This window comes from Cronobacter sakazakii (assembly GCF_000982825.1).
Lineage (GTDB): Bacteria > Pseudomonadota > Gammaproteobacteria > Enterobacterales > Enterobacteriaceae > Cronobacter > Cronobacter sakazakii.
The window spans coordinates 2,145,046-2,167,769 of the sequence record NZ_CP011047.1; the positions used below are offsets into that span (position 1 = coordinate 2,145,046).

The 22,724-nt window shown below is 56.1% G+C and carries 26 protein-coding genes and 6 tRNA genes; 17 read left to right on the forward strand and 15 right to left on the reverse strand.

Features of this window, described 5'->3' with window-relative positions:
* Nucleotides 1–876 (reverse strand): N-acetylmuramoyl-L-alanine amidase AmiA, encoded by an 876-nt coding sequence (gene amiA / locus CSK29544_RS10055; protein ID WP_004388567.1) that lies wholly within the window; start codon nt 874–876, stop codon nt 1–3.
* 214 nt (nt 877–1,090) lie between these two features.
* On the opposite strand from amiA, the gene CSK29544_RS10060 reads away from it, so the two are divergent.
* On the forward strand, nt 1,091–1,516 hold the full coding sequence (locus CSK29544_RS10060) for a GNAT family acetyltransferase (RefSeq protein WP_004388568.1): 426 nt from the start codon (nt 1,091–1,093) through the stop codon (nt 1,514–1,516).
* 38 nt (nt 1,517–1,554) lie between these two features.
* On the opposite strand, the gene CSK29544_RS10065 is transcribed toward CSK29544_RS10060, so the two are convergent.
* Nucleotides 1,555–1,953 (reverse strand): YgiW/YdeI family stress tolerance OB fold protein, encoded by a 399-nt coding sequence (locus tag CSK29544_RS10065; RefSeq protein ID WP_007893760.1) that lies wholly within the window; start codon nt 1,951–1,953, stop codon nt 1,555–1,557.
* Between the two features lie 98 nt (nt 1,954–2,051).
* Here CSK29544_RS10065 and CSK29544_RS10070 point away from each other — a divergent pair, with 98 nt between their 5' ends.
* From CSK29544_RS10070 to cysM, 8 genes are all read left to right on the forward strand, one after another.
* Nucleotides 2,052–2,486 (forward strand): DUF2919 domain-containing protein, encoded by a 435-nt coding sequence (locus CSK29544_RS10070; protein WP_007893759.1) that lies wholly within the window; start codon nt 2,052–2,054, stop codon nt 2,484–2,486.
* Between the two features lie 62 nt (nt 2,487–2,548).
* Nucleotides 2,549–3,133 (forward strand): RpoE-regulated lipoprotein, encoded by a 585-nt coding sequence (locus CSK29544_RS10075; RefSeq protein WP_007893758.1) that lies wholly within the window; start codon nt 2,549–2,551, stop codon nt 3,131–3,133.
* Nucleotides 3,134–3,223: 90 nt separating this feature from the next.
* Nucleotides 3,224–4,126: a Dyp-type peroxidase gene (locus CSK29544_RS10080; RefSeq protein WP_007893757.1), complete on the forward strand. Its 903-nt coding sequence runs from the start codon at nt 3,224–3,226 to the stop codon at nt 4,124–4,126.
* A 159-nt stretch (nt 4,127–4,285) separates the two neighbouring features.
* Nucleotides 4,286–5,302, forward strand: coding sequence for a sulfate ABC transporter substrate-binding protein (locus tag CSK29544_RS10085; protein WP_007893755.1), 1,017 nt, complete (start codon nt 4,286–4,288; stop codon nt 5,300–5,302).
* Nucleotides 5,302–6,132, forward strand: a complete 831-nt coding sequence (cysT, locus tag CSK29544_RS10090) for a sulfate/thiosulfate ABC transporter permease CysT (protein WP_004388574.1) — start codon at nt 5,302–5,304, stop codon at nt 6,130–6,132. The genes CSK29544_RS10085 and cysT overlap by 1 nt, the downstream gene beginning before the upstream one ends.
* Nucleotides 6,132–7,001 carry a sulfate/thiosulfate ABC transporter permease CysW gene (gene cysW, locus CSK29544_RS10095; protein WP_004388575.1) on the forward strand — a complete coding sequence of 290 codons (870 nt, stop codon included), beginning with the start codon at nt 6,132–6,134 and terminating at the stop codon, nt 6,999–7,001. The genes cysT and cysW overlap by 1 nt, the downstream gene beginning before the upstream one ends.
* Nucleotides 6,991–8,085 carry a sulfate/thiosulfate ABC transporter ATP-binding protein CysA gene (cysA, locus tag CSK29544_RS10100; protein ID WP_007893753.1) on the forward strand — a complete coding sequence of 365 codons (1,095 nt, stop codon included), beginning with the start codon at nt 6,991–6,993 and terminating at the stop codon, nt 8,083–8,085. Before cysW ends, cysA begins: the two co-directional genes overlap by 11 nt.
* A gap of 119 nt (nt 8,086–8,204) precedes the next feature.
* The gene (gene cysM / locus CSK29544_RS10105) at nt 8,205–9,116 is read left to right on the forward strand and encodes a cysteine synthase CysM (RefSeq protein WP_007893745.1); all 912 of its coding nucleotides are present in this window, start codon (nt 8,205–8,207) and stop codon (nt 9,114–9,116) included.
* Nucleotides 9,117–9,311: 195 nt separating this feature from the next.
* Here cysM and crr read toward each other — a convergent pair whose 3' ends face one another.
* The 5 genes from crr to cysZ form a co-directional block, all read right to left on the reverse strand.
* Nucleotides 9,312–9,815 (reverse strand): PTS glucose transporter subunit IIA, encoded by a 504-nt coding sequence (crr, locus tag CSK29544_RS10110; RefSeq protein WP_004385842.1) that lies wholly within the window; start codon nt 9,813–9,815, stop codon nt 9,312–9,314.
* 43 nt (nt 9,816–9,858) lie between these two features.
* Nucleotides 9,859–11,586, reverse strand: coding sequence for a phosphoenolpyruvate-protein phosphotransferase PtsI (ptsI, locus tag CSK29544_RS10115; protein ID WP_007893743.1), 1,728 nt, complete (start codon nt 11,584–11,586; stop codon nt 9,859–9,861).
* Nucleotides 11,587–11,629: 43 nt separating this feature from the next.
* Nucleotides 11,630–11,887: a phosphocarrier protein Hpr gene (gene ptsH, locus CSK29544_RS10120; protein WP_000487600.1), complete on the reverse strand. Its 258-nt coding sequence runs from the start codon at nt 11,885–11,887 to the stop codon at nt 11,630–11,632.
* A gap of 383 nt (nt 11,888–12,270) precedes the next feature.
* The gene (gene cysK / locus CSK29544_RS10125) at nt 12,271–13,242 is read right to left on the reverse strand and encodes a cysteine synthase A (RefSeq protein ID WP_004385844.1); all 972 of its coding nucleotides are present in this window, start codon (nt 13,240–13,242) and stop codon (nt 12,271–12,273) included.
* Between the two features lie 146 nt (nt 13,243–13,388).
* Nucleotides 13,389–14,150 carry a sulfate transporter CysZ gene (gene cysZ, locus CSK29544_RS10130; protein WP_007893740.1) on the reverse strand — a complete coding sequence of 254 codons (762 nt, stop codon included), beginning with the start codon at nt 14,148–14,150 and terminating at the stop codon, nt 13,389–13,391.
* Between the two features lie 230 nt (nt 14,151–14,380).
* Here cysZ and zipA point away from each other — a divergent pair, with 230 nt between their 5' ends.
* The 3 genes from zipA (at nt 14,381) to CSK29544_RS10145 (ending at nt 17,644) form a co-directional block, all read left to right on the forward strand.
* The gene (gene zipA, locus CSK29544_RS10135; protein WP_007893734.1) at nt 14,381–15,340 is read left to right on the forward strand and encodes a cell division protein ZipA; all 960 of its coding nucleotides are present in this window, start codon (nt 14,381–14,383) and stop codon (nt 15,338–15,340) included.
* A 68-nt stretch (nt 15,341–15,408) separates the two neighbouring features.
* Nucleotides 15,409–17,427: an NAD-dependent DNA ligase LigA gene (gene ligA, locus CSK29544_RS10140; protein ID WP_029039426.1), complete on the forward strand. Its 2,019-nt coding sequence runs from the start codon at nt 15,409–15,411 to the stop codon at nt 17,425–17,427.
* Nucleotide 17,428: 1 nt separating this feature from the next.
* Entirely contained in the window at nt 17,429–17,644 is a 216-nt protein-coding gene (locus CSK29544_RS10145; protein ID WP_007700262.1) for a DUF3820 family protein, read from the forward strand.
* Nucleotides 17,645–17,724: 80 nt separating this feature from the next.
* Here CSK29544_RS10145 and CSK29544_RS10150 read toward each other — a convergent pair whose 3' ends face one another.
* The 5 genes from CSK29544_RS10150 to CSK29544_RS10170 all read right to left on the reverse strand — a co-directional run bounded on the left by CSK29544_RS10150 (nt 17,725) and on the right by CSK29544_RS10170 (nt 18,789).
* The gene (locus CSK29544_RS10150; RefSeq protein WP_007777020.1) at nt 17,725–18,057 is read right to left on the reverse strand and encodes a FlxA-like family protein; all 333 of its coding nucleotides are present in this window, start codon (nt 18,055–18,057) and stop codon (nt 17,725–17,727) included.
* Between the two features lie 336 nt (nt 18,058–18,393).
* Nucleotides 18,394–18,469 (reverse strand) — tRNA-Lys (locus tag CSK29544_RS10155).
* Between the two features lie 4 nt (nt 18,470–18,473).
* A tRNA-Val gene (locus CSK29544_RS10160) sits at nt 18,474–18,549 on the reverse strand.
* A 48-nt stretch (nt 18,550–18,597) separates the two neighbouring features.
* Nucleotides 18,598–18,673: transfer RNA gene (locus CSK29544_RS10165), tRNA-Val, on the reverse strand.
* 40 nt (nt 18,674–18,713) lie between these two features.
* Nucleotides 18,714–18,789: transfer RNA gene (locus CSK29544_RS10170), tRNA-Val, on the reverse strand.
* Nucleotides 18,790–18,825: 36 nt separating this feature from the next.
* On the opposite strand from CSK29544_RS10170, the gene CSK29544_RS24190 reads away from it, so the two are divergent.
* Together CSK29544_RS24190 and gltX are read left to right on the forward strand one after the other, a co-directional pair.
* Nucleotides 18,826–19,053, forward strand: coding sequence for a hypothetical protein (locus CSK29544_RS24190; protein WP_131824816.1), 228 nt, complete (start codon nt 18,826–18,828; stop codon nt 19,051–19,053).
* Nucleotides 19,050–20,465: a glutamate--tRNA ligase gene (gltX, locus tag CSK29544_RS10175; protein WP_029039427.1), complete on the forward strand. Its 1,416-nt coding sequence runs from the start codon at nt 19,050–19,052 to the stop codon at nt 20,463–20,465. Before CSK29544_RS24190 ends, gltX begins: the two co-directional genes overlap by 4 nt.
* A gap of 25 nt (nt 20,466–20,490) precedes the next feature.
* Here the strand turns inward: gltX and CSK29544_RS10180 are convergent, their stop codons facing one another.
* Both CSK29544_RS10180 and CSK29544_RS10185 read right to left on the reverse strand, forming a co-directional pair.
* The gene (locus tag CSK29544_RS10180) at nt 20,491–20,880 is read right to left on the reverse strand and encodes a YfeC-like transcriptional regulator (protein ID WP_004388523.1); all 390 of its coding nucleotides are present in this window, start codon (nt 20,878–20,880) and stop codon (nt 20,491–20,493) included.
* Between the two features lie 3 nt (nt 20,881–20,883).
* Entirely contained in the window at nt 20,884–21,243 is a 360-nt protein-coding gene (locus CSK29544_RS10185) for a YfeC-like transcriptional regulator (RefSeq protein ID WP_004388524.1), read from the reverse strand.
* 220 nt (nt 21,244–21,463) lie between these two features.
* On the opposite strand from CSK29544_RS10185, the gene CSK29544_RS10190 reads away from it, so the two are divergent.
* From CSK29544_RS10190 to CSK29544_RS24555, 3 genes are all read left to right on the forward strand, one after another.
* Nucleotides 21,464–21,539, forward strand: a tRNA-Ala gene (locus tag CSK29544_RS10190).
* Between the two features lie 44 nt (nt 21,540–21,583).
* A tRNA-Ala gene (locus CSK29544_RS10195) sits at nt 21,584–21,659 on the forward strand.
* A 169-nt stretch (nt 21,660–21,828) separates the two neighbouring features.
* The gene (locus CSK29544_RS24555; RefSeq protein WP_007887837.1) at nt 21,829–22,092 is read left to right on the forward strand and encodes a hypothetical protein; all 264 of its coding nucleotides are present in this window, start codon (nt 21,829–21,831) and stop codon (nt 22,090–22,092) included.
* On the opposite strand, the gene CSK29544_RS10200 is transcribed toward CSK29544_RS24555, so the two are convergent.
* Nucleotides 22,027–22,724 (reverse strand): IS1-like element IS1B family transposase gene (locus tag CSK29544_RS10200; RefSeq protein ID WP_095033700.1). Its coding sequence is split into 2 segments (ribosomal slippage): nt 22,027–22,475 and nt 22,475–22,724, totalling 699 coding nucleotides; the frame shifts between segments, so codons are not numbered across the junction. The genes CSK29544_RS24555 and CSK29544_RS10200 overlap by 66 nt on opposite strands.

Here is a 22,724-nt window from a genome sequence, read left to right on the forward strand (position 1 = left end):
TTAGCCTCGTTTCGAGTGGGCTTTGTGATTATCAAACCAGTTGAAATAGCTGATGACGCCGTTGGCGATGGCGGTCGCGATTTTCTGGCGGAAGGCGGCCGTGCCCAGCAGCTTCTCTTCCTGCGGGTTGGTGATAAACGAGGTTTCCACCAGCACGGACGGGATCGATGGCGATTTCAGCACCACAAACGCCGCCTGTTCCGTGTTGCGGCTGTGCAGGCGGTGAACCGGTTTTATCTGGCGCAGAATATGCGAGCCGAGCGTCAGGCTATTTTTAATGGTGTCGGTCTGCACCAGATCGAACAGCACCTGTTGCAGATAGTGATCTTTATTTTTGACCTTGCTGCCCGCCACGTCGTCGGCGGCGTTCTCGCGCTCGGAGAGGTATTTCGCCATGGCGCTACTGGCGCCGCGGTTGGAGAGCGCAAAGACTGACGCGCCCGCGGCGCTGGGGCTGGTAAAGCCGTCGGCGTGAATCGACATAAACAGATCCGCGCCATGCTTGTGCGCGATTTCAACCCGATCGTAGAGCGGGATGAAGGTGTCATTGCTGCGCGTCAGTTTGGCGTCGATGCCGTGGGCGCGCAGAATGGCGCGCACGTTTTTCGCGATGGCGAGCACGACGTGTTTTTCTTTCGAGCCGTTATGGCCGATGGCGCCGGTATCGATGCCGCCGTGGCCTGGATCGAGCATCACGAGGCGGCGCGCGCCCGCTTTTTTCGCTTTAGGCTTGCTGTGGCTGTTACGCGTGCTGAGCGCCGGGCTCTCTTCTTTCGCCAGCGCCTGGTTAAGACCGGTCAGCGCCAGCGCGGCAAGACCGGTACGTAGCAGCTGACGTCGCGAGGTGAGTTTTTTTAAGGGTTTGAAAGTGCTCATGCGTCCTGACTTCTGATTTTACTGTCCTGGAGTGTTATAACCTGGCGTAACGGGGTGGAACGACACCCTGTTGCAACAAAAGTTTTACTATTCATTTCAGGGCGTGATGATTCATCAGTATGCCATTTTCAGGGAACTTTTGCCGGAGATATTGGCTATTGGCGTCGGTAGCGCCATAATCGGAGTTTTTACGCCACAAAAGACGGGGAATACCATGGAGATACGCGTTTTTCGCCAGGCCGACTTTGAAGAAGTCATTACCCTGTGGGAGCGCTGCGATCTGCTGCGTTCGTGGAACGATCCTGAAATGGATATCGAACGTAAACTTAACCATGACCCGGATCTTTTCCTGGTGGCGGAAGTGAGCGGCGAAATCGTCGGCTCCATCATGGGCGGCTATGACGGCCATCGCGGTTCGGCGTATTACCTGGGCGTACACCCGGAGTTTCGCGGCCGCGGCATCGCCAACGCGCTGTTAAACCGGCTGGAGAAAAAACTCATCGCGCGCGGCTGCCCGAAAATCAATATCCAGATCCGCGAAGAAAACGACGTCGTGCTCGGCATGTACGAGCGGCTGGGCTATGAACATCAGGATGTGATTAGCCTTGGCAAACGGCTTATCGAGGATCAGGAGTATTGATAACCCTTCACCCGGCCGCGGCCGGGTGAACCAGGCGTTTAGCCTTTGGTGATTTTCTTCACGTCGATTTCGACGGAGTTCCAGTCTTTATCCACTTCACCTTCGATGCGCACTTTGTCTTTCGGCGTGACGGTGACGCCATTCCAGACGTGGTCGTCGATGTCTACGTTGGCGGTGCCGCTGGCGTCACGGAACTCATAAAGCTCTTTACCCATCTTGCGCACGATGTTGCCTTCCAGCACCACCCACGCGTCATCGCGCAGGTTTTTCGCTTCGCTGACGGTTGTGCTTGCGGCGTCCGGCCCCTGGAAACCGCCTTTCGTGGCTGTCGCGCTGGCGCTGTTATCCGGGCCTGAGAAACCGCCTTTCTGCGCCATCACGGGCGTCGCTGACAGCGCGCAAGCGGCGATACACAGAGCGATAAGCTGTTTTTTCATCTCCATCTCCTTGAGTTATGTACGACGAAGACCTTTCTTCGTCGGATAAGACAAGACATAATTTTGGATCTAATACCGAAAGAGTCCAGGGTTTATACGTGTATTTACCTTCCGATTACGACAGCCGCGGCTGGCTTAAACTCCCGTTGCTGTTCTGGGCGGTGCTGTTATTACAGGCCCGCACCTGGGCGCTGTTTGTGCTGGCGGGCGCGTCGCGCGGGCAGGGCGAGGCATTGCTGGGGCTCTTCTACCCTGACCGCCAGAGCTTCTGGCTGGGGCTGGCTGCTGGCCTGCCTGCGTTGCTGACGTTTCTATTAAGCGGGCGGCGGCACGATTTCCCCCGCCTGTGGCGCGGCGCGCGTTATCTGTTAATGCTGACGCAGACCGTGATGCTGCTATCGCAGGCGCTGTTGCTCTGGTGCGATACGCCGGGCGGCATCGCGCTGGCCCTGCTCGTGCTGGACGCCTGGGCGCTCTGGCTGCTGGCCTCGCATCGCCGACTGCGTGCCTGTTTTGCAACACCACAGCCCTGAACGGCACTTTTTGCCGTCTTTACGCTCCAACGAGACATTGTCGACTGATAAAAGGAACCGGGATGAAGAAATTGCCTTTGCTGCTCTGTGGAACGTCGCTGTTACTGGGCGGCTGCTCAACGCTCTCTAACGTTAACTGGTCAAAGGCGGCGCCCTGGCACTGGTTTGACGGGTGGGGATCGTCGCTGGAAGTCACCGAAAAGGGCGTCGGCGATATCACTGCCGATACGCCGCTGCAGGAAGCCGCGATAAGCGAGGCGTTGGGTGACGATTATCGCCTGCGCAGCGGCATGCGCGCTAATGGCGGCACGATTGTGCGCTACTTCGAAGCGATGAAAGAGAACCAGCTGGCGCTGGTCATTGACGGCGAAAACGGCACGGTGAGCCGCATCGACGTGCTGGATAAAGCGATTCCTGAAGACAATGGTGTCGAGATCGGCACGCCGTTTGGCGATCTCTATAAAAAAGCGCAGGGCGTCTGCCAGAAAGCCAGCGCGCCGGATGATGAGGGCGTGGAGTGCAAAGCGCCTGACAGCGAGCACATCAGCTATGTGTTCAGCGGTGAATGGCGCGGCCCGCAGGAGCTGATGCCGCCGGATGATACGCTCAAAGGCTGGACGCTGAAAAAGATTATCTGGCGTCGCTGAGTCTTGCGTAAACGCAACGCCTGAACCGTGAAATCGGGTACAATACGCCCGGTTTTGCCACCCGGTGGCAGCGGTTTATCAGGAGGAGTGATGTCTGTGGTTCAAAGCGGCATTTTGCCGGAGCATTGTCGCGCGGCTATCTGGCTTGAGGCGAGCGTTGATGAAAGCCAGCGTGAGGCGCTGCGCGCGGCGAGTAAAATTTTCGCCGATAAAGTCGCGACCTTTCAGGCGCAGTTTCCCGAGGCGAATCTTGGCGTTGTCGTGGCGTTCGGCCACACCCTTTGGCGGGCGCTGACGAAAGATGACAGCGCGGCGGAGCTGAAAGACTTTGCGCCGCTCGGTAAAGGGCTCGCGCCCGCGACGCAGCACGACGTGCTTATCCACATTCTCTCTCTGCGTCACGATGTGAATTTCTCCGTGGCCCAGGCGGCGCTGGAAGCATTCGGCGACGCGCTGAAAATCGAAGAGGAAACCCACGGTTTTCGCTGGGTGGAAGATCGCGACCTGAGCGGTTTTGTCGATGGCACCGAAAACCCGGCGGGCGAAGAGACGCGCCGCGAAGTGGCAGTGATTCAGAACGGCATCGACGCGGGCGGCAGTTACGTCTTCGTGCAGCGCTGGGAGCATAATCTCAAACAGCTCAATCGTATGAGCGTGCCGGATCAGGAGATGATGATAGGGCGCACCAAAGTCGCTAACGAAGAGATCGACGGCGACGTGCGTCCTGTTACGTCGCATCTTTCACGCGTTGATCTGAAAGAAGACGGCAAAGGACTGAAGATTGTGCGCCAGAGCCTGCCTTACGGCACGGCCAGCGGCGTGCATGGCCTTTACTTCTGCGCCTACTGCGCGCGTCTTTATAACATCGAACAGCAACTGCTGAGCATGTTTGGCGATACTGACGGCAAGCGCGACGCCATGCTGCGCTTCACGCGTCCGGTGACCGGCGGCTACTATTTCGCGCCTTCACTGACCCGCCTGCTTGCCCTTTAATTCCCTTCGCGCGCGGCCTTACGGGCCGCGCCTTCACGCCTTTCGTCTTATATCCTTTTGCGCTTGCAAATCACTAAACGGTATATAAAAGCGGTATAGCTTTCTCACCCGTATAAATACACTGATGGCTCGATCGTTATCACATTTATAAGGTGCAAAATGGCCGTGAAATCAGTGAAAAAAGCATGGGGCGCGCTGGCGATTTCTCTGCTGATGGCGGGTTCCGCGCAGGCGACTGAACTGCTTAACAGCTCTTATGATGTTTCGCGCGAGCTGTTCGCTGCCCTGAACCCGCCGTTTGAACAGCAGTGGGCGAAGGAGAACAACGGCGACAAGCTGACGATCAAACAGTCTCACGCAGGCTCCTCAAAGCAGGCGCTCGCGATTTTACAGGGCTTAAAAGCAGACGTTGTAACTTATAACCAGGTGACCGACGTTCAGATCCTGCATGACAAAGGCAATCTGATCCCGGCCGACTGGCAGGCGCGTCTGCCGAACAATAGCTCGCCGTTTTACTCCACCATGGCGTTCCTGGTCCGTAAAGGAAACCCGAAGAACATTCACGACTGGAATGACCTGGTGCGCCCGGACGTGAAGCTGATTTTCCCGAACCCGAAAACCTCCGGCAACGCGCGCTATACCTATCTGGCGGCCTGGGGCGCGGCGGATAAAGCCGACGGCGGCGATAAAGCCAAAACCGAGCAGTTTATGACCCAGTTCCTGAAAAACGTTGAGGTGTTCGACACCGGCGGGCGCGGCGCGACCACCACGTTTGTCGAGCGCGGCCTGGGTGACGTGCTGATTAGTTTTGAATCGGAAGTCAATAACATCCGTAATCAGTACGCCAAAGAAGGCTACGAAGTCGTGGTGCCGAAGGTGAATATCCTGGCGGAGTTCCCGGTGGCGTGGGTCGATAAAAACGTAAAGGCCAACGGCACGGAAAAAGCGGCCAAAGCCTACCTGAACTGGCTCTACACGCCACAGGCGCAGCAGATTATCACCAGCTATTACTACCGCGTGAATAACCCGCAGGTGATGGAATCGCTGAAAGATAAATTCCCGCAAACCGAGCTGTTCCGCGTGGAAGACGCCTTCGGCACATGGCCGGACGTGATGAAAACCCATTTCGCGAGCGGCGGTGAGTTCGACAAGCTGGTGGCGGCGGGGCGTAAGTGATGTTTGCTGTGTCTAAACGCGTGCTGCCGGGGTTTACCTTAAGCCTCGGCACCAGTTTGTTGTTTGTCTGCCTTGTTCTGCTGCTGCCGCTGAGCGCGCTGGTAATGCAGCTCTCCCAGATGACCTGGGCGCAGTACTGGGACGTGATTTCTAATCCGCAGGTGGTGGCAGCGTACAAAGTGACGCTGCTCTCCGCGGCGGTCGCCTCGCTCTTTAACGGCGCGTTTGGCCTGCTGATGGCCTGGATTTTAACGCGCTACCGTTTTCCGGGCCGCACGCTGCTCGACGCGCTGATGGATCTGCCGTTCGCGCTGCCGACCGCCGTGGCTGGCCTGACGCTCGCCTCGCTGTTCTCGGTTAATGGTTTTTACGGCGAGTGGCTGGCGAAGTTTGATATCAAAGTGACGTATACCTGGCTTGGCATCGCGGTGGCAATGGCGTTCACCAGTATTCCTTTTGTCGTGCGTACCGTTCAGCCGGTGCTCGAAGAGCTGGGGCCGGAGTATGAAGAGGCGGCGGAAACCTTAGGCGCTACCCGCCTGCAAAGCTTTCGCAAAGTGGTGCTACCGGAGCTTTCGCCGGCGCTGATGGCGGGCGTGGCGCTCTCCTTTACCCGCAGCCTCGGCGAGTTCGGCGCGGTGATTTTTATCGCAGGCAACATCGCCTGGAAAACCGAAGTGACCTCGCTGATGATTTTTGTTCGTTTGCAGGAGTTTGACTACCCGGCCGCGAGCGCGATTGCCTCCGTGATTCTTGCCGCGTCGCTGCTGCTGCTGTTTGCGATTAACACGCTGCAAAGCCGGTTTGGACGCAGGGTGGTGGGACACTGATGACGATGATGACACAGGCGCGCGAAGGCGCGCGCATAAACTGGGGTAAATGGCTGCTTATCGGCATCGGGATGCTGCTGTCGGCGTTTATTCTCGTGGTGCCGATGGTCTATATCTTTGCCAAAGCCTTTTCCGACGGCCTGATGCCGGTGCTGGAGAATATCGCTAACCCGGATATGCTGCACGCGATCTGGCTGACGGTGCTGATCGCGCTGATTACCGTGCCGGTTAACCTGGTCTTCGGTACGCTGCTGGCCTGGCTGGTGACGCGCTTTAACTTCCCCGGTCGTCAGCTGCTGCTGACGCTGCTGGATATTCCTTTTGCCGTCTCGCCTGTAGTGGCGGGGCTGGTGTATCTGCTGTTTTACGGCTCCAACGGCCCGCTCGGCGGCTGGCTGGACGCGCACGACATGCAGATTATGTTCGCCTGGCCGGGCATGGCGCTGGTAACGATATTTGTGACCTGTCCGTTCGTCGTGCGCGAACTGGTGCCGGTGATGTTAAGCCAGGGCAGCCATGAAGATGAGGCGGCGATTTTGCTGGGCGCTTCGGGCTGGCAGATGTTCCGCCGCGTGACGCTGCCGAATATTCGCTGGGCGCTGCTCTATGGCGTGGTGCTGACTAACGCCCGCGCCATCGGCGAATTCGGCGCGGTGTCGGTGGTCTCCGGCTCTATTCGCGGCGAGACGCTGTCGCTGCCGTTACAGATTGAACTGCTGGAGCAGGACTACAACACCGTCGGCGCGTTTACCGCCGCCGCGCTGCTGACGCTGATGGCGATTCTGACCCTGTTTTTAAAGAGTGCGTTGCAATGGCGCCTGAATAATCAGGAGAAACGCGTGCAACAGGAGGGAAATCATGAGCATTGAGATTGCCAATATTAAGAAGTCTTTTGGTCGCACCCAGGTGCTGAATGATATCTCTCTGGATATCCCTTCCGGCCAGATGGTGGCGCTACTGGGGCCGTCCGGCTCCGGGAAAACCACGCTGCTGCGCATTATCGCCGGGCTTGAACACCAGACCAGCGGGCAGATCCGCTTTCACGGCACCGATGTGAGCCGCCTGCATGCGCGCGAGCGTAAAGTCGGGTTCGTGTTCCAGCATTACGCGCTGTTTCGCCATATGACGGTGTTTGACAACATCGCGTTCGGCCTGAGCGTTCTGCCGCGCCGCGAGCGTCCGAACGCCGCCGCGATTAAACAAAAAGTGACACAGCTTTTAGAAATGGTGCAGCTGGCGCATCTGGCTGACCGCTATCCGGCACAGCTTTCTGGTGGCCAGAAACAGCGCGTGGCGCTGGCGCGTGCGCTCGCGGTTGAACCGCAAATTCTGCTGCTGGATGAACCCTTCGGTGCGCTCGACGCCCAGGTGCGTAAAGAGCTCAGGCGCTGGCTGCGTCAGCTGCATGAAGAGCTGAAATTCACCAGCGTCTTCGTGACCCATGACCAGGAAGAGGCGATGGAAGTGGCCGACCGCGTGGTGGTGATGAGCCAGGGCGATATCGAACAGGCCGATGCGCCGGAGCAGGTGTGGCGTGAACCGGCGACCCGCTTTGTGCTGGAGTTTTTAGGCGAAGTGAACCGGCTCAAGGGCACCGTGCGCGGCGGGCAATTCCACGTCGGCGCGCATCGCTGGCCGCTCGGCTTTACGCCTGCATACCAGGGGCCGGTGGATCTGTTCTTACGCCCCTGGGAAGTGGACGTGAGCCGCCGCACGAGCCTTGATTCGCCGCTGCCGGTGCACGTACTGGAAGTGAGCCCGAAAGGCCACTACATGCAGCTCGTGGTACAGCCGCAGGGCTGGTATGACGAACCGCTCACCGTGGTGCTGCGCGAGGATTATGTGCCGCAGCGTGGCGAGCGGCTGTTTGTCGGCCTGCAGCATGCGCGCATTTACCACGGTAATGAGCGTATCGAGACGCGCGAGAATATTGCTCTGGCGAAGTCTGCCTGATAGCTTATTGCGCAGGTTTATCGCCCGGTGGCGCTACGCTTGCCGTGCCGACAGTTATCACCGCATTTTTCAGGCCGGGTAAGCGAAGCGATACCCGGCTTTTTTTTTGAGTAAACATCGTGAACACACTCGAACAAACGATCGGCAATACGCCTCTGGTGAAGCTCCAGCGCCTTGCGCCGGACAACGGCAGTGAAATCTGGGTCAAACTCGAAGGCAATAACCCGGCGGGCTCCGTCAAGGACAGGGCGGCGCTGGCGATGATTACCCGCGCCGAAGCGCGCGGCGAGATTAAGCCTGGCGATACGCTGATTGAAGCCACCAGCGGTAATACCGGCATTGCGCTGGCGATGATCGCCGCCGTCAAAGGGTATCGTATGACGCTGCTGATGCCCGATAACATGAGCATGGAGCGCAAGGCGGCGATGCAGGCGTATGGCGCGAAGCTGGTGCTGGTGAGCCGCGAACAGGGAATGGAAGGCGCGCGCGATCTCGCCTCTGAAATGGCGAAACGGGGCGAAGGGATTATTCTCGATCAGTTCAATAACCCGGATAACCCCTGGGCGCACTATACGACCACCGGGCCGGAGATCTGGCGCCAGACTGAAGGACGTCTCACGCATTTTGTCTCCAGCATGGGCACGACCGGCACCATTACCGGCGTCAGCCGCTTCTTACGTGAGCAGGCCAAACCGGTGACCATCGTTGGATTACAGCCGGAAGAGGGCAGCAGTATTCCGGGTATTCGCCGCTGGCCCGCAGAGTATCTGCCGGGGATTTTTGACCCATCGCTAGTGGATGAAGTACTGGATATTCATCATCGTGATGCGGAAAGCACAATGCGCGATCTGGCGCGTAAAGAAGGCATTTTCTGCGGCGTCAGTTCCGGCGGCGCGGTATGCGGCGCGCTGCGCGTGGCGCGCGCGAATCCGGGGGCTGTCGTGGTGGCGATTATTTGCGACCGGGGCGACCGCTATCTCTCCACGGGTGTGTTTAGCGAAGAGATTTACAGCCAGGGCGCGGGGATTTAACGCCATAACGGCGGGCATACGCCAGATGGGGATTTCAGCCGCCGCGTTTTCCGGTAACCCATCAAGATCCAGCAGCAGGGTGGTCGGAAACGGTCAGAAGAAACGCCGGTGGCGCATGGTTGGTTGAAGCCCGCGGTTAAGGGCAGGGATAAAAAAATGGCGCCTTGCGGCGCCATTTTTGTACACGAGTCAGTCTTATTTCTTGATACGGATTACCGGCGTTTCACCGACGGTCACGCTACCAGAAAGCTTGGTCAGCTCTTTGATTTCGTCCATATTGGAAATAACAACCGGCGTCAGCGTGGATTTTGCTTTCTCTTCCAGCAGCGGCAGATCGAATTCGATAACCGGATCGCCTTTCTTCACGCGCTGGCCTTCTTCAGCGATGCGTTTGAAGCCTTCGCCTTTCAGCTCAACGGTATCAATACCGAAGTGGACGAACAGCTCAATGCCACTGTCCGATTCGATAGAGAAAGCGTGGTTAGTTTCGAAAATCTTACCGATGGTGCCATCAACCGGCGCAACCATTTTATTACCGGTCGGTTTGATAGCGATGCCATCACCAACGATTTTCTCTGCGAACACTACATCCGGCACGTCTTCAATATTAACGATTTCACCAGACAGTGGAGCAACGATCTCAATGGTTCCGGTGTCGCTATTGCCTTTATCACCGAACAGTTTACTAAATAACCCCATTAGCCTTCTCTCCTAAGCAGTAATTTGGGCCGCATCTCGTGGATTAGCAGATTGTTTTTTCTTCAATGAACTTGTTAACCAGCGTCATTAACTCGTCCGTTGTCGGTTGAGCAAGAGCCTGCTCTGCTAAAACCTTCGCATCTTCGAAGTTCGTGTTACGGATAATCTTCTTAATGCGCGGGATAGAAATGGCACTCATACTGAATTCATCCAGACCCATCCCCAGCAACAGAAGTGTAGCACGTTCGTCGCCAGCAAGCTCACCACACATGCCGGTCCACTTACCTTCAGCATGAGATGCATCAATAACTTGCTTGATGAGGTTCAGGACAGACGGTGACATCGGCTGGTAAAGATGCGATATCATATCATTACCGCGGTCAACCGCCAGGGTGTACTGCGTCAGATCGTTGGTACCAATACTGAAGAAATCGACTTCTTTGGCGAGGTGGCGCGCGATGGTCGCGGCAGCCGGGGTTTCTACCATGACGCCGATTTCAATCGTTTCGTCGAAAGCTTTGCCTTCGTCACGCAGTTCTTGTTTGAAAACGTCGATCTCTTTTTTCAGCGCGCGCACTTCTTCAACCGAAATAATCATCGGGAACATGATGCGCAGTTTGCCGAACGCGGAGGCGCGCAGGATGGCACGCAGCTGATCGCGCAGGATCTCTTTACGATCCATCGCGATGCGGATTGCACGCCAGCCGAGGAACGGGTTTTCTTCTTTCGGGAAGTTCATGTACGGCAGCTCTTTGTCGCCGCCGATGTCCATGGTACGCACGATAACGGCCTGCGAGCCGCACGCTTCAGCAACGGCTTTGTAGGCCTGGAACTGCTCTTCTTCGGTTGGCAGAGAATCGCGGTCCATGAACAGGAATTCGGTACGGTAGAGGCCTACGCCTTCTGCGCCGTTACGCTCGGCGCCTGCGACATCGCGCACGGTGCCGATGTTCGCGCAGACTTCAACCTGGTGGCCGTCAAGAGTGATGGCCGGCAGATCTTTGAGCTTCGCAAGCTCTGCTTTTTCTTCAGCAACCTGAGTCTGAATCGCGCGCAGGGATTCAATCTCTTCGTTCGTCGGGTTAACGTAAACTTTGTTGTTAACCGCATCGAGGATCAGGTAGTCGTCATTTTTCACCTGAGTGGTGACGTTGCCGGTGCCCACAATCGCTGGCAGCTCAAGGGAGCGCGCCATGATGGAGGTGTGGGAAGTACGGCCGCCCAGATCGGTAATAAAGCCCAGCACCTTTTTGAGGTTCAGCTGTGCGGTTTCCGACGGGGTTAAATCGGCTGCCACCAGAATGACTTCGTCCTGGATGGAGCTTAAATCAATGATGGCCAGGCCCAGAATGTTGCGCAGCAGACGCTTACCAATATCGCGCACGTCAGCGGCGCGTTCTTTCAGGTATTCATCATCCAGCTCTTCCAAGGCGGTCGCCTGACCTTCGATAACTTCATGCGCTGCCGCGTCGGCAGTGATGTGCTTATCTTTAATCAGGGCTATGATTTCCTGCTCCAGCTCTTCATCTTCCAGCAACATGATGTGGCCTTCGAAGATAGCTTCCTTTTCTTCACCGAAAGTTTCGCCGGCCTTGATCTTGATAGCTTCCAACTGAGCGGAGGCTTTGGCGCGACCACTCAGGAAACGTTCTACTTCCTGATCAACCTTATCGGCAGAAATTTTTTTCCGGTCGATGACAATTTCATCTTCTTTCAGCAGCAATGCTTTGCCGAAAGCGATACCCGGAGACGCTAAAATGCCTGAAATCATAACCCTACCTTACTTGTGACTGATTTTAATAAGAACCCGGAACTTACTCGAGTTCAGCCATCAGTTTTACCAGATGCTCTACTGCTTTCTGCTCATCTTCGCCTTCTGCGGAGATGGTCACAACGGTGCCCTGAGTCAGGCCCAGAGTCTGCAGTTTAAACAGGCTTTTTGCGCTGGCGCTTTTGCCGTTGGAAGTCACAGTGATCTCGGAGGTGAAGCCTTTCGCTTCTTTTACAAACTGAGCAGCAGGGCGGGTATGCAGACCGTTCGGAGCGGTAATAGTCACTTCTTGCTGGAACATTGTATTTCCCCAACTTATAGGTTTAGTTTGTGGAACTAAAGTCTAGCCTGGCGGCGTGACTTTAGCCTGTATTGTTAGCGTCGGCGTAACGGAACGCAGCACGGATGCCAGAACCACGAAAAACGCATGGCTTTTTGTTCCATGCGGCTCGCGTTTCGCTCGTCATTAATCATTATGACGCGATCGAAGTAGCATAACCAAATCGTTAAATCGATTCAGCACACATCAATTCGCCTCAGGATTAATTTCACGCATCGAAATAATTGCTGGTTAAATACCAGACCCGGTCAATCCAGGCAATGCCATACAAGACAAAAGTTTGATGCACGCCACAAAAAAGCACCCCTTTGGGTGCTTTTTTGCGCATATTTAACAATCTGGCATCACTGTTGCAGTTCTTTCTCAGTGAAGAGATCGGCGAACAGCGCGGTGCTTAAATAACGCTCACCCGAGGATGGCAGGATAACCACAATATTCTTATTGGTAAAGGTTTCATCTTCCTGAAGCTTGAGCGCAGCGGCAACGGCGGCACCGGAAGAGATACCGGCCAGAATCCCTTCTTCTTCCATCAGGCGGCGCGCGGTGGAGATGGCCTCTTCGTTGGTGATGCCGATAACTTTATCGATCAGTTTGAGATCCAGATTGCCCGGAATAAACCCTGCGCCGATGCCCTGAATTTTATGCGGGCCTGGTTTCAGCTCCTGACCTGCGATTGCCTGGGCGATTACTGGGGAATCGGTCGGCTCAACAGCGACGGTAATCAGCTCGGTTTTACCCTTGGTATTTTTGATATAGCGGCTCACGCCGGTCAGCGTACCGCCAGTACCGACGCCTGCGATAAATACATCAACCTGGCCGTCCGTGTCTTCCCAGATTTCAGGGCCGGTGGTTTTTTCGTGAATTTCCGGGTTAGCCGGATTGCTGAACTGTTGTAACAGCAGATATTTCGACGGATCGCTTGCGACAATCTCTTCCGCTTTCTGAATAGCGCCTTTCATGCCTTTAGCGCCTTCGGTCAGTACCAGATTTGCGCCCAGCGCTTTCAGCAGCTTACGGCGCTCAACGCTCATGGTTTCCGGCATGGTCAGCGTCAGCTTATAACCACGGGCGGCGGCGACATACGCCAGCGCGATGCCGGTGTTACCACTGGTCGGCTCGACCAGCTCCACACCCGGCTTCAGTACGCCGCGCTTTTCCGCATCCCAAATCATGTTGGCACCGATACGGCACTTAACGCTGAAGCTTGGGTTACGTGACTCCACCTTCGCCAGAATGCGTCCGTTACCGATGCGGTTCAGTCGAACCAGCGGCGTATGGCCAATAGTCAACGAGTTGTCTTCAAAAATCTTGCTCATAGCCCGTCCTTAACTGTATGAAATTTGGGAGCCGCACCAGCATACCCGCTCACCGCGTGTGAGGAAGTAAGGATTTCGTATATCGTTATACTCGTGCGAAATAATGCTTAAGAGTATGGAATAAGCCCGGCTATATGCCAGCCGGACTAGCGCCAGCTCGCATGTTTACCGCGATAACAATCCACCCACATCGCCGTTGCGCCGCAGACCGCGACGGGCATAATCGCCAGATTCAGCACCGGGACCAGCGTAAAAAGGCTGACCAGCGCGCCGAACTGCATATTTAAGCTCTTACGTTCGCGCAGCGCCGCGCGCATGGTTTTAAACGGCACTTTATGGTTGTCGAAGGGGTAATCGCAGTACTGGATTGAGAGCATCCAGGCGCTGAAGAGAAACCACAGCACGGGCGCGACGGTCTGGCCAATACCCGGAATAAAGTAGAGCAGTAACAGCACCAGCGCGCGGGGCAGATACCAAGCGAGCTTTTGCCATTCGCGCTTCATAATGCGCGGCAAATCTTTCATGATGCCGAAAATACCGGTATCCGGCGGCGTGGCACCGGTGAGGCGTGCTTCCAATTGTTCCGCCAGCAGACCGTTAAACGGCGCGGCTATCCAGTTGGCCACCGTCGAAAAGAAATAGCCGAAAACAAGAACAATGGAGATAACCGCGAGGGGCCAGAGCAGGTAATTAAGCCACTGCAGCCAGTCCGGTACATGAGACATGAGCTGCGGGATCCAGTTATCGAGGCGGGTAAACAGCCACCAGAACGCGCCGCCCATCAGCAGGAAATTGACCAGCAGGGGAAGGATGACGAAGCGCCGAATGCCGGGCTGGCTTATCAGCCTGAATCCTTCTGAAAGGTAGTACAGACCGCTGCGCGAACCCGCGCCTGTCGTTGAAACCATAGTTCCGCAAAGCTCCTTATTAGCCTCCCCGAACCGGGGCCCGGTTATCTTAACCGAGAGGGAAATTTGCGCCACCCGAGAAATGGTCGAAAAAACAGCAAAAAGCACGATTTCTTTCATCTTTCTGTCCGGAAAACCGAGCGCGCACTTGCACTTGCCGTAATGGGCAAATACTCTTAGTGAGTAAATGTTTGCCGTCATGGCAAGGTGTTAGAACAACAGAGAATATAATGATGCAGGATTTGCGTCTGATATTAATCATTGTTGGCGCGATCGCCATAATCGCCTTACTGGTGCACGGTCTGTGGACCAGCCGTAAGGAGCGTTCTTCTATGTTCCGCGATCGTCCGATGAAGCGCATGAAATCGAAGCGCGATGAGGATGAAGACGAAGACGACGTCGATGAGCCGGATGATGACGGCGTTGGCGAAGTTCGCGTGCGCCGCAGCGCGCCGGCGCCGGAAAGCGCGCCTGCTCGCCAGCCTCAGCATAACTATCAGCCGCCTTACGCGCCTTCGCAGCCGCGTCAGCCTGTTCGCGAGCCGGTCGAGCCGGAGCCAGAAGTGGCTTACAGGGAAGCGCCGCAAGCGCCCCTGCATCAGCCGCAAGAACCACAGCCGGTTCGCCAGACCGCGCCGCAACCGTCGCAGCCCGCACCGGCACAGCCTGCCATGCGCCAGCCTGCGCCGCAGCCGGTCGCCGAGCCCGCGCCACAGCCCGAGCCGGTTGCTGAGCCTGCCCCCGTGAGCGCCCCGGAAAAACCGCAGCCGAAAGAAACCGTTATTATCATGAATGTCGCGGCACACGCGGGCAGCCAGCTGAATGGTGATGTGCTGTTTAACAGCATTCAGCAGGCCGGTTTTAAGTTTGGCGACATGAATATTTTCCATCGTCATCTGAGCCCGGACGGCAGTGGCCCGGTGCTGTTTAGCCTGGCGAATATGGTTAAACCCGGGTCGTTTGATCCGGAAACCATGACCGATTTCACCACGCCGGGTATCACCATCTTTATGCAGGTGCCGGGCTTTGGCGATGAGCTGCAAAACTTTAAACTGATGCTGCAGTCGGCGCAGCATATCGCCGATGAAGTCGGCGGCGTGGTGCTGGACGATCAGCGCCGTATGATGACGCCGCAGAAGCTCCGTGAATATCAGGACAGAATTCGCGATGTGAAAGAGGCGAACGGTTAACCGCCCGCCGTTAAGTTTTCTCCCCTAACCCCCGCCTGTCGGGGGTTTTTTATCATTGATGGTGCGTTATGGAATCAATCGAAGAAAAACTGACTCAACTGCGAACCACGCTTCGCCATCATGAATTTCTCTACCACGTTATGGACGCGCCGGAAGTGCCGGACGCCGAATACGATCGCCTGATGCGCGAACTGCGCACGCTGGAAGAGGCGCATCCGGAGCTGGTAACGCCCGATTCACCCACTCAGCGCGTTGGCGCAGCGCCGCTGACCGAGTTCAGCCAGGTGCGACATGAAGTGCCGATGCTGTCGCTGGACAACGTGTTTGACGAGGCGAGTTTCCTCGCGTTTAACAAGCGCGTGCAGGATCGCCTGAAAAGCACTGATGCGCTGGTGTACTGCTGCGAGCTGAAACTTGATGGCCTGGCGGTCAGCCTGTTGTATGAAAATGGTCTGCTGGTCCGCGCCGCCACTCGCGGCGACGGCACCACCGGCGAAGACATCACCCTCAACGTGCGCACCATTCGCGCCATTCCGCTGAAGCTTCGTGGTGACAACATTCCGGCGCGCCTCGAAGTGCGCGGCGAAGTGTTTCTGCCGCAGGCGGGCTTTGAAAAGATTAACGAAGAAGCCCGGCGCACCGGCGGGAAAGTTTTTGCGAACCCGCGTAACGCGGCGGCAGGCTCGCTGCGTCAGCTCGATCCGCGCGTTACGGCCAAACGACCGCTGACGTTTTTCTGTTATGGCGTCGGGCTGCTGGAAGGCGGCGAGCTGCCGCGCAGCCATATGGAACGTCTGCAACAGTTTAAAGCCTGGGGTCTGCCGGTGAGCGAGCGTATTCGTCTCGTGAAAACGCCGGAAGAGGTACTGGCGTTTTACCATCAGGTTGAGGCCGACAGGCCGACGCTCGGGTTTGACATCGATGGCGTGGTGATTAAAGTCGATTCGCTCGAGCTTCAGGAGCAGCTTGGCTTCGTAGCGCGCGCGCCGCGCTGGGCCGTGGCGTTTAAATTCCCGGCGCAGGAGCAGATGACGACCGTACGCGACGTGGAGTTCCAGGTCGGACGTACCGGCGCTATCACGCCGGTGGCGCGCCTTGAGCCGGTGCAGGTAGCAGGTGTGCTGGTGAGCAACGCGACGCTGCATAACGCCGATGAGATAGCGCGCCTTGGGTTGCGCATCGGCGATAAAGTCGTCATTCGCCGCGCGGGCGATGTGATCCCGCAGGTGGTCAATGTGGTGCTCTCAGAACGCCCGGAAGAGACGCGGCCTGTGGTCTTCCCGGCGCAGTGCCCGGTCTGCGGCTCGGATGTCGAGCGCGTTGAAGGCGAGGCCGTAACGCGCTGCACCGGCGGGCTTATCTGCGGCGCGCAGCGTAAAGAGGCGCTCAAGCATTTTGTTTCCCGCCGCGCGATGGATGTGGACGGCATGGGCGATAAAATCATCGACCAGCTGGTTGAGAAAGAATATGTCCATACGCCTGCCGATCTGTTCCGTCTGACTGCGGGCAAACTGACCGGGCTCGATCGTATGGGGCCGAAATCGGCGCAAAATCTGGTCAATGCGCTGGAAAAAGCCAAAGAAACCACCTTCGCGCGTTTCCTCTATGCCCTTGGCATCAGGGAAGTGGGGGAGGCGACCGCCGCCGGGCTTGCGGCGCATTTCGGCACGCTGGAGGCGCTGATTAACGCCTCGATTGACGATCTGCAAAAAGTACCGGATGTCGGCATCGTGGTCGCCACGCATGTGTTCAACTTCTTTGAAGAAGAGAGCAACCGCGCTGTCATTCACGATCTTACCGAAGAAGTAGGCATTCACTGGCCCGCGCCGCAGGTGGTGAAAGCCGAAGAGATAGACAGCCCGTTCGCCGGGAAAACCGTAGTACTGACCGGGACGTTAAGCCAGATGTCGCGTGATGACGCCAAAGCGCGGCTTGCCGCGCTGGGCGCGAAGGTGAGCGGCAGCGTGTCGAAGAAAACCGATCTGCTTATTGCCGGTGAAGCGGCAGGCTCCAAGCTTGCGAAAGCGCAGGAGCTGGGCATTGAGGTCATCGATGAGGCGGAAATGCTGCGTCTGTTAGGTGAGTAATATGGAAAAAGAGCAACTCATCGCTATCGCTAATACGGAAATGCCGTTTGGAAAATACAAAGGCCGCCGGCTTATCGACCTGCCAGAGGAGTACCTGCTGTGGTTTGCCCGTAAGGATGAATTTCCCGCCGGTAAACTTGGCGAACTGATGGCGGTGACGCTGCTTATCAAATCAGAAGGGCTGGGCCACCTGGTTCAGCCGCTGAAAAAGCCCTGAAAAAACGGCGCGAACCTCGCGCCGTGATTTTTCCTGCCATTTCACCGTGGCCCTGTTACCGGCCGGTGAGAACGTTTTTCTTATACGTAGATATCAATCTGATGGTCGCCGGAAGCCTGCTTCACGGCTTCCACCTGCTTGCTTTCCTGTTTTTTCTGCGCCTGTTCAGCCTGCTCACGCTGCAACTGAGCCAGCTGCGCCTGCAGCATTTTGATCTGGTTTTGAATAAGCTGCTGTTGTTTCTGCTTCTCTTCCGCGCTGCCTTCGCTGGTCGCGAGATCTTTAAGCTTGGTCGTAAGCTTAGTGATCTGCTGGGTCAGGCGGGCAATCTGCGATGCGATATCATTGCCGGTGGGCGCGCTGCTGCTGCTCGTCTGTACCGACGGGGTTGAAGCAGTAATGGTCGTCGACATCATGTTCTCCTTTTTTATAAGCCTGGAGAAGGTATCGGCACCGGAATGGGAAAACTGAGTGTTTAATGGATAAATCGTGGATAAAAACGAAGCAGGGCGGGTGAATACGGAAAGACGTGAGCGATGAGAATAACGCGCATAGCAAAAAGGCGCCTTTAGGGCGCCTTTTTACATTGGTGGGTCGTGCAGGATGACTCGCTTCGCTCGCCCTTCGGGCCGTCGCCGCAAGCGGTTCCGTTGTCTCGCCATAAATGGCTCGACTCAAACCTGCTGCAGGTTCGAATCTTTTTGGCATACAGATAAGCAAAAAGGCGCCTTTAGGGCGCCTTTTTACATTGGTGGGTCGTGCAGGATTCGAACCTGCGACCAATTGATTAAAAGTCAACTGCTCTACCAACTGAGCTAACGACCCGAAGTGGTGGGTGATGACGGGATCGAACCGCCGACCCCCTCCTTGTAAGGGAGGTGCTCTCCCAGCTGAGCTAATCACCCACTTCGGTACTTCTGTTACTAATGACAAGAAATTCGCTGGCGAGAAAGTGGTGGGTGATGACGGGATCGAACCGCCGACCCCCTCCTTGTAAGGGAGGTGCTCTCCCAGCTGAGCTAATCACCCACTTCTCATTTCTTATCTACACGGCGGGAACCACTTAGAGTGGTGGGTGATGACGGGATCGAACCGCCGACCCCCTCCTTGTAAGGGAGGTGCTCTCCCAGCTGAGCTAATCACCCCCGCTGTGTGGAGTCGCATTATAGGGAGAGTTGAAAATGAGTCAACGCCTTTTCCAAAGTTTTTGTTTGTTCGTCGTAAAATTAGACAGTGCGCTGATTTTATGGTCGTTAAGGTATGATTTCTCAACAGATAACGCCGGAAAAGAAGGGGGGGAAGGTATCAACATTGAGGAATCAGCGCACGGTGGTAGAATATTGCCCACTTTGTCACTCCCTGGCATGTGCCGCTTAATGGCATTGTTTAACACTAAGGCCAATCAATGAAAATCAAAACCCGCTTCGCGCCAAGCCCGACCGGCTATCTGCACGTCGGTGGCGCCCGTACCGCTCTTTATTCCTGGCTTTTCGCCCGCAATCAGGGCGGCGAATTTGTGCTGCGTATCGAAGACACCGATCTTGAGCGCTCCACGCCGGAAGCCATCGAAGCCATTATGGATGGGATGAACTGGCTGAGCCTGGAGTGGGATGAAGGCCCGTATTTCCAGACCAAACGCTTCGATCGCTACAACGCGGTCATTGATGAAATGCTGGCGGCGGGTACGGCGTATAAATGCTATTGCTCGAAAGATCGTCTGGAAGCGCTGCGCGAAGAGCAGATGGCGAAAGGTGAAAAGCCGCGTTACGATGGCCGCTGCCGTCACAGCCATGAGCATCATGCTGACGATGAGCCTTGCGTCGTGCGTTTTGCGAACCCGCAGGATGGCTCCGTCGTGTTTGACGATCAAATCCGCGGCCCGATTGAGTTCAGCAACCTTGAGCTTGACGATCTGATTATCCGTCGTACTGACGGCTCCCCGACCTACAACTTCTGTGTGGTGGTGGACGACTGGGATATGGAAATCACGCACGTGATCCGTGGCGAAGACCATATCAACAACACGCCGCGCCAGATCAACATTCTGAAAGCGCTGGGCGCGCCGGTGCCGCTGTACGCGCACGTCTCTATGATCAACGGCGATGACGGTAAAAAACTCTCTAAACGCCATGGCGCGGTGAGCGTTATGCAGTATCGCGACGACGGCTATCTGCCGGAAGCGCTGCTGAACTATCTGGTGCGTCTGGGCTGGTCCCACGGCGATCAGGAAATTTTCTCCCGTGAAGAGATGATCAAATTCTTTACGCTTGACGCGGTCAGTAAATCGGCGAGCGCGTTCAATACCGATAAACTGCTGTGGCTGAACCACCACTATATTAATACGCTGGCACCGGAATATGTGGCGACGCATCTACAGTGGCATATCGAGCAGGAAAATATCGATACCCGCAACGGCCCGCAGCTGGCGGAGCTGGTAAAACTGCTGGGTGAGCGCTGCAAAACCCTTAAAGAGATGGCGCAAACCTGCCGCTACTTCTACGAAGATTTCAGCGAGTTCGACGCCGATGCGGCGAAAAAACACCTGCGTCCGGTCGCGCGTCAGCCGCTGGAAGTGGTGCGCGATAAACTCGCGGCCCTGACCGACTGGACTGCCGAAAACGTGCACCACGCCATTCAGGCCACGGCTGATGAGCTGGAAGTGGGCATGGGTAAAGTCGGTATGCCGCTGCGCGTCGCAGTGACCGGGGCAGGGCAGTCGCCGGGCCTGGATGTGACAGTTCACGCGATTGGCAAATCCCGAAGCGTGGAACGTATCAATAAAGCGCTGGCGTTTATCGCCGAGCGCGAAAACCAGCAGTAATAAAAAAGCCGGCGCACGCCGGCTTTTACTTTTCGTCGCGAAGGCCGAGCCTTTTCACCAGGCCCGCCGCTCCTTCTTCGCTGATGAGTTCGCTCAGGCGCGCCTGCTCCTGAGGGCTCAGCATCTCCAGCGTGCGAATAAACTGTGCCATCATCTCGTTATCCCAGGTCACGTAGGGCGCAGGGGTCTCTTCAATGCGGTTATAAAGATGCGCGGAATAGCGCAGCTTATCGGTAGCAAGGAAATAGTCATACACCTGCTGTGTGATAAGAATTAACAGCGCGCCGCCTTTACGTCCTTTGAGCGGAATGCGCTTCCAGCCATACTTTCGCGCCCAGCGGCTGATGGCCTGGGCCGTGTAGCCTGATAGCTCGCCCAGTTCTCCCGCTGTCATCCAGCGTGTAAATTGGTTCATGCGTTAATCCGTATGGCGAATATCCAGACGCTGCAACAGTCCGGCGATGCCTTCGCGCAGCAGTAATGAGGTCAGCTGTTTTTGCTCTGACTGACTCATCTCTCGCAATGAATTTAGCAGCAGATTTTCCAGCGGCGCGTCGACCGTGGCTGTGTAAGGGGCCACGTTGTCAGAGACGCGGCGGGCGCTGCGGATAAATGACAGCACCTCTTCATCAATATGAATAACGCGCGCTTTACCGCCCTGCACGCCTGGCTTCGGCGATGTATGCCAGCCTTCTCTACGCACCCACTTATTGATCGTCTGGCGGCTATATCCGGTATAGTGCGCCAGCTCGTCCGGGGTCATTCGATCCTTGACCATGACTAATCCTTACAAAATGTAAACCTGTTAGTAGTTAATCGTACAAGAACACAGTACATGAAACTGTGACGTGAATAACTACAGCGTATCGGGAGAATCGCGTTTTTGGAACCTTTTTGCTGCCTTTTTCGGCACTTGAAAGGCAAAGATGAATTTGGCGTTGACACTGTCCGGTGGAATTCTTATTATCCCGCCCGTCAACGCGACAAGGTGTTCCGACGGGGCTATAGCTCAGCTGGGAGAGCGCTTGCATGGCATGCAAGAGGTCAGCGGTTCGATCCCGCTTAGCTCCACCAAACCTACATCCCATCAGGTTTGGTCAGTAACACTAAAATCTCGTGGGGCTATAGCTCAGCTGGGAGAGCGCTTGCATGGCATGCAAGAGGTCAGCGGTTCGATCCCGCTTAGCTCCACCAAAATTAAAACCCTCGCTTAATAGCGGGGGTTTTTGCTTTCAGGGTCTTGCGCGCAGTTCGTCACTGACGGCTCGTGCTTTGTTCTCTGCCATTTCCTTGCCAGCCCGTCGAAAGGTTTTTATTATTAAAGTCTGTACGACACGCCGCCCTGATGCCTGAGAAGCTCCCTATGAATGCTCGCTACGGTTTGCGTAAGTCAGGCATCGCGTTATTGCTCTGCGTCCTGCTGTTGCCGCTAGCGCGCCTGTTATCTCCCAAAGCCATTGTCGATGGCGCGGGAATATATTTAACGTTTTTACCGCTCAGCCTGATGCTGGCGATGATTTATCTTTTCGGTCGCTATGCATTATTCGGTAATGACTCCAACTTATTGATAGTGTTTTATGTTCAGATAATGCCCGATGACTTTGTCATGCAGCTCCACCGATTTTGAGAACGACAGCGACTTCCGTCCCAGCCGTGCCAGGTGCTGCCTCAGATTCAGGTTATGCCGCTCAATTCGCTGCGTATATCGCTTGCTGATTACGTGCAGCTTTCCCTTCAGGCGGGATTCATACAGCGGCCAGCCATCCGTCATCCATATCACCACGTCAAAGGGTGACAGCAGGCTCATAAGACGCCCCAGCGTCGCCATAGTGCGTTCACCGAATACGTGCGCAACAACCGTCTTCCGGAGCCTGTCATACGCGTAAAACAGCCAGCGCTGGCGCGATTTAGCCCCGACGTATCCCCACTGTTCGTCCATTTCCGCGCAGACGATGACGTCACTGCCCGGCTGTATGCGCGAGGTTACCGACTGCGGCCTGAGTTTTTTAAATGGCGGAAAATCGTGTTGAGGCCAACGCCCATAATGCGGGCGGTTGCCCGGCATCCAACGCCATTCATGGCCATATCAATGATTTTCTGGTGCGTACCGGGTTGAGAAGCGGTGTAAGTGAACTGCAGTTGCCATGTTTTACGGCAGTGAGAGCAGAGATAGCGCTGATGTCCGGCGGTGCTTTTGCCGTTACGCACCACCCCGTCAGTAGCTGAACAGGAGGGACAGCTGATAGAAACAGAAGCCAC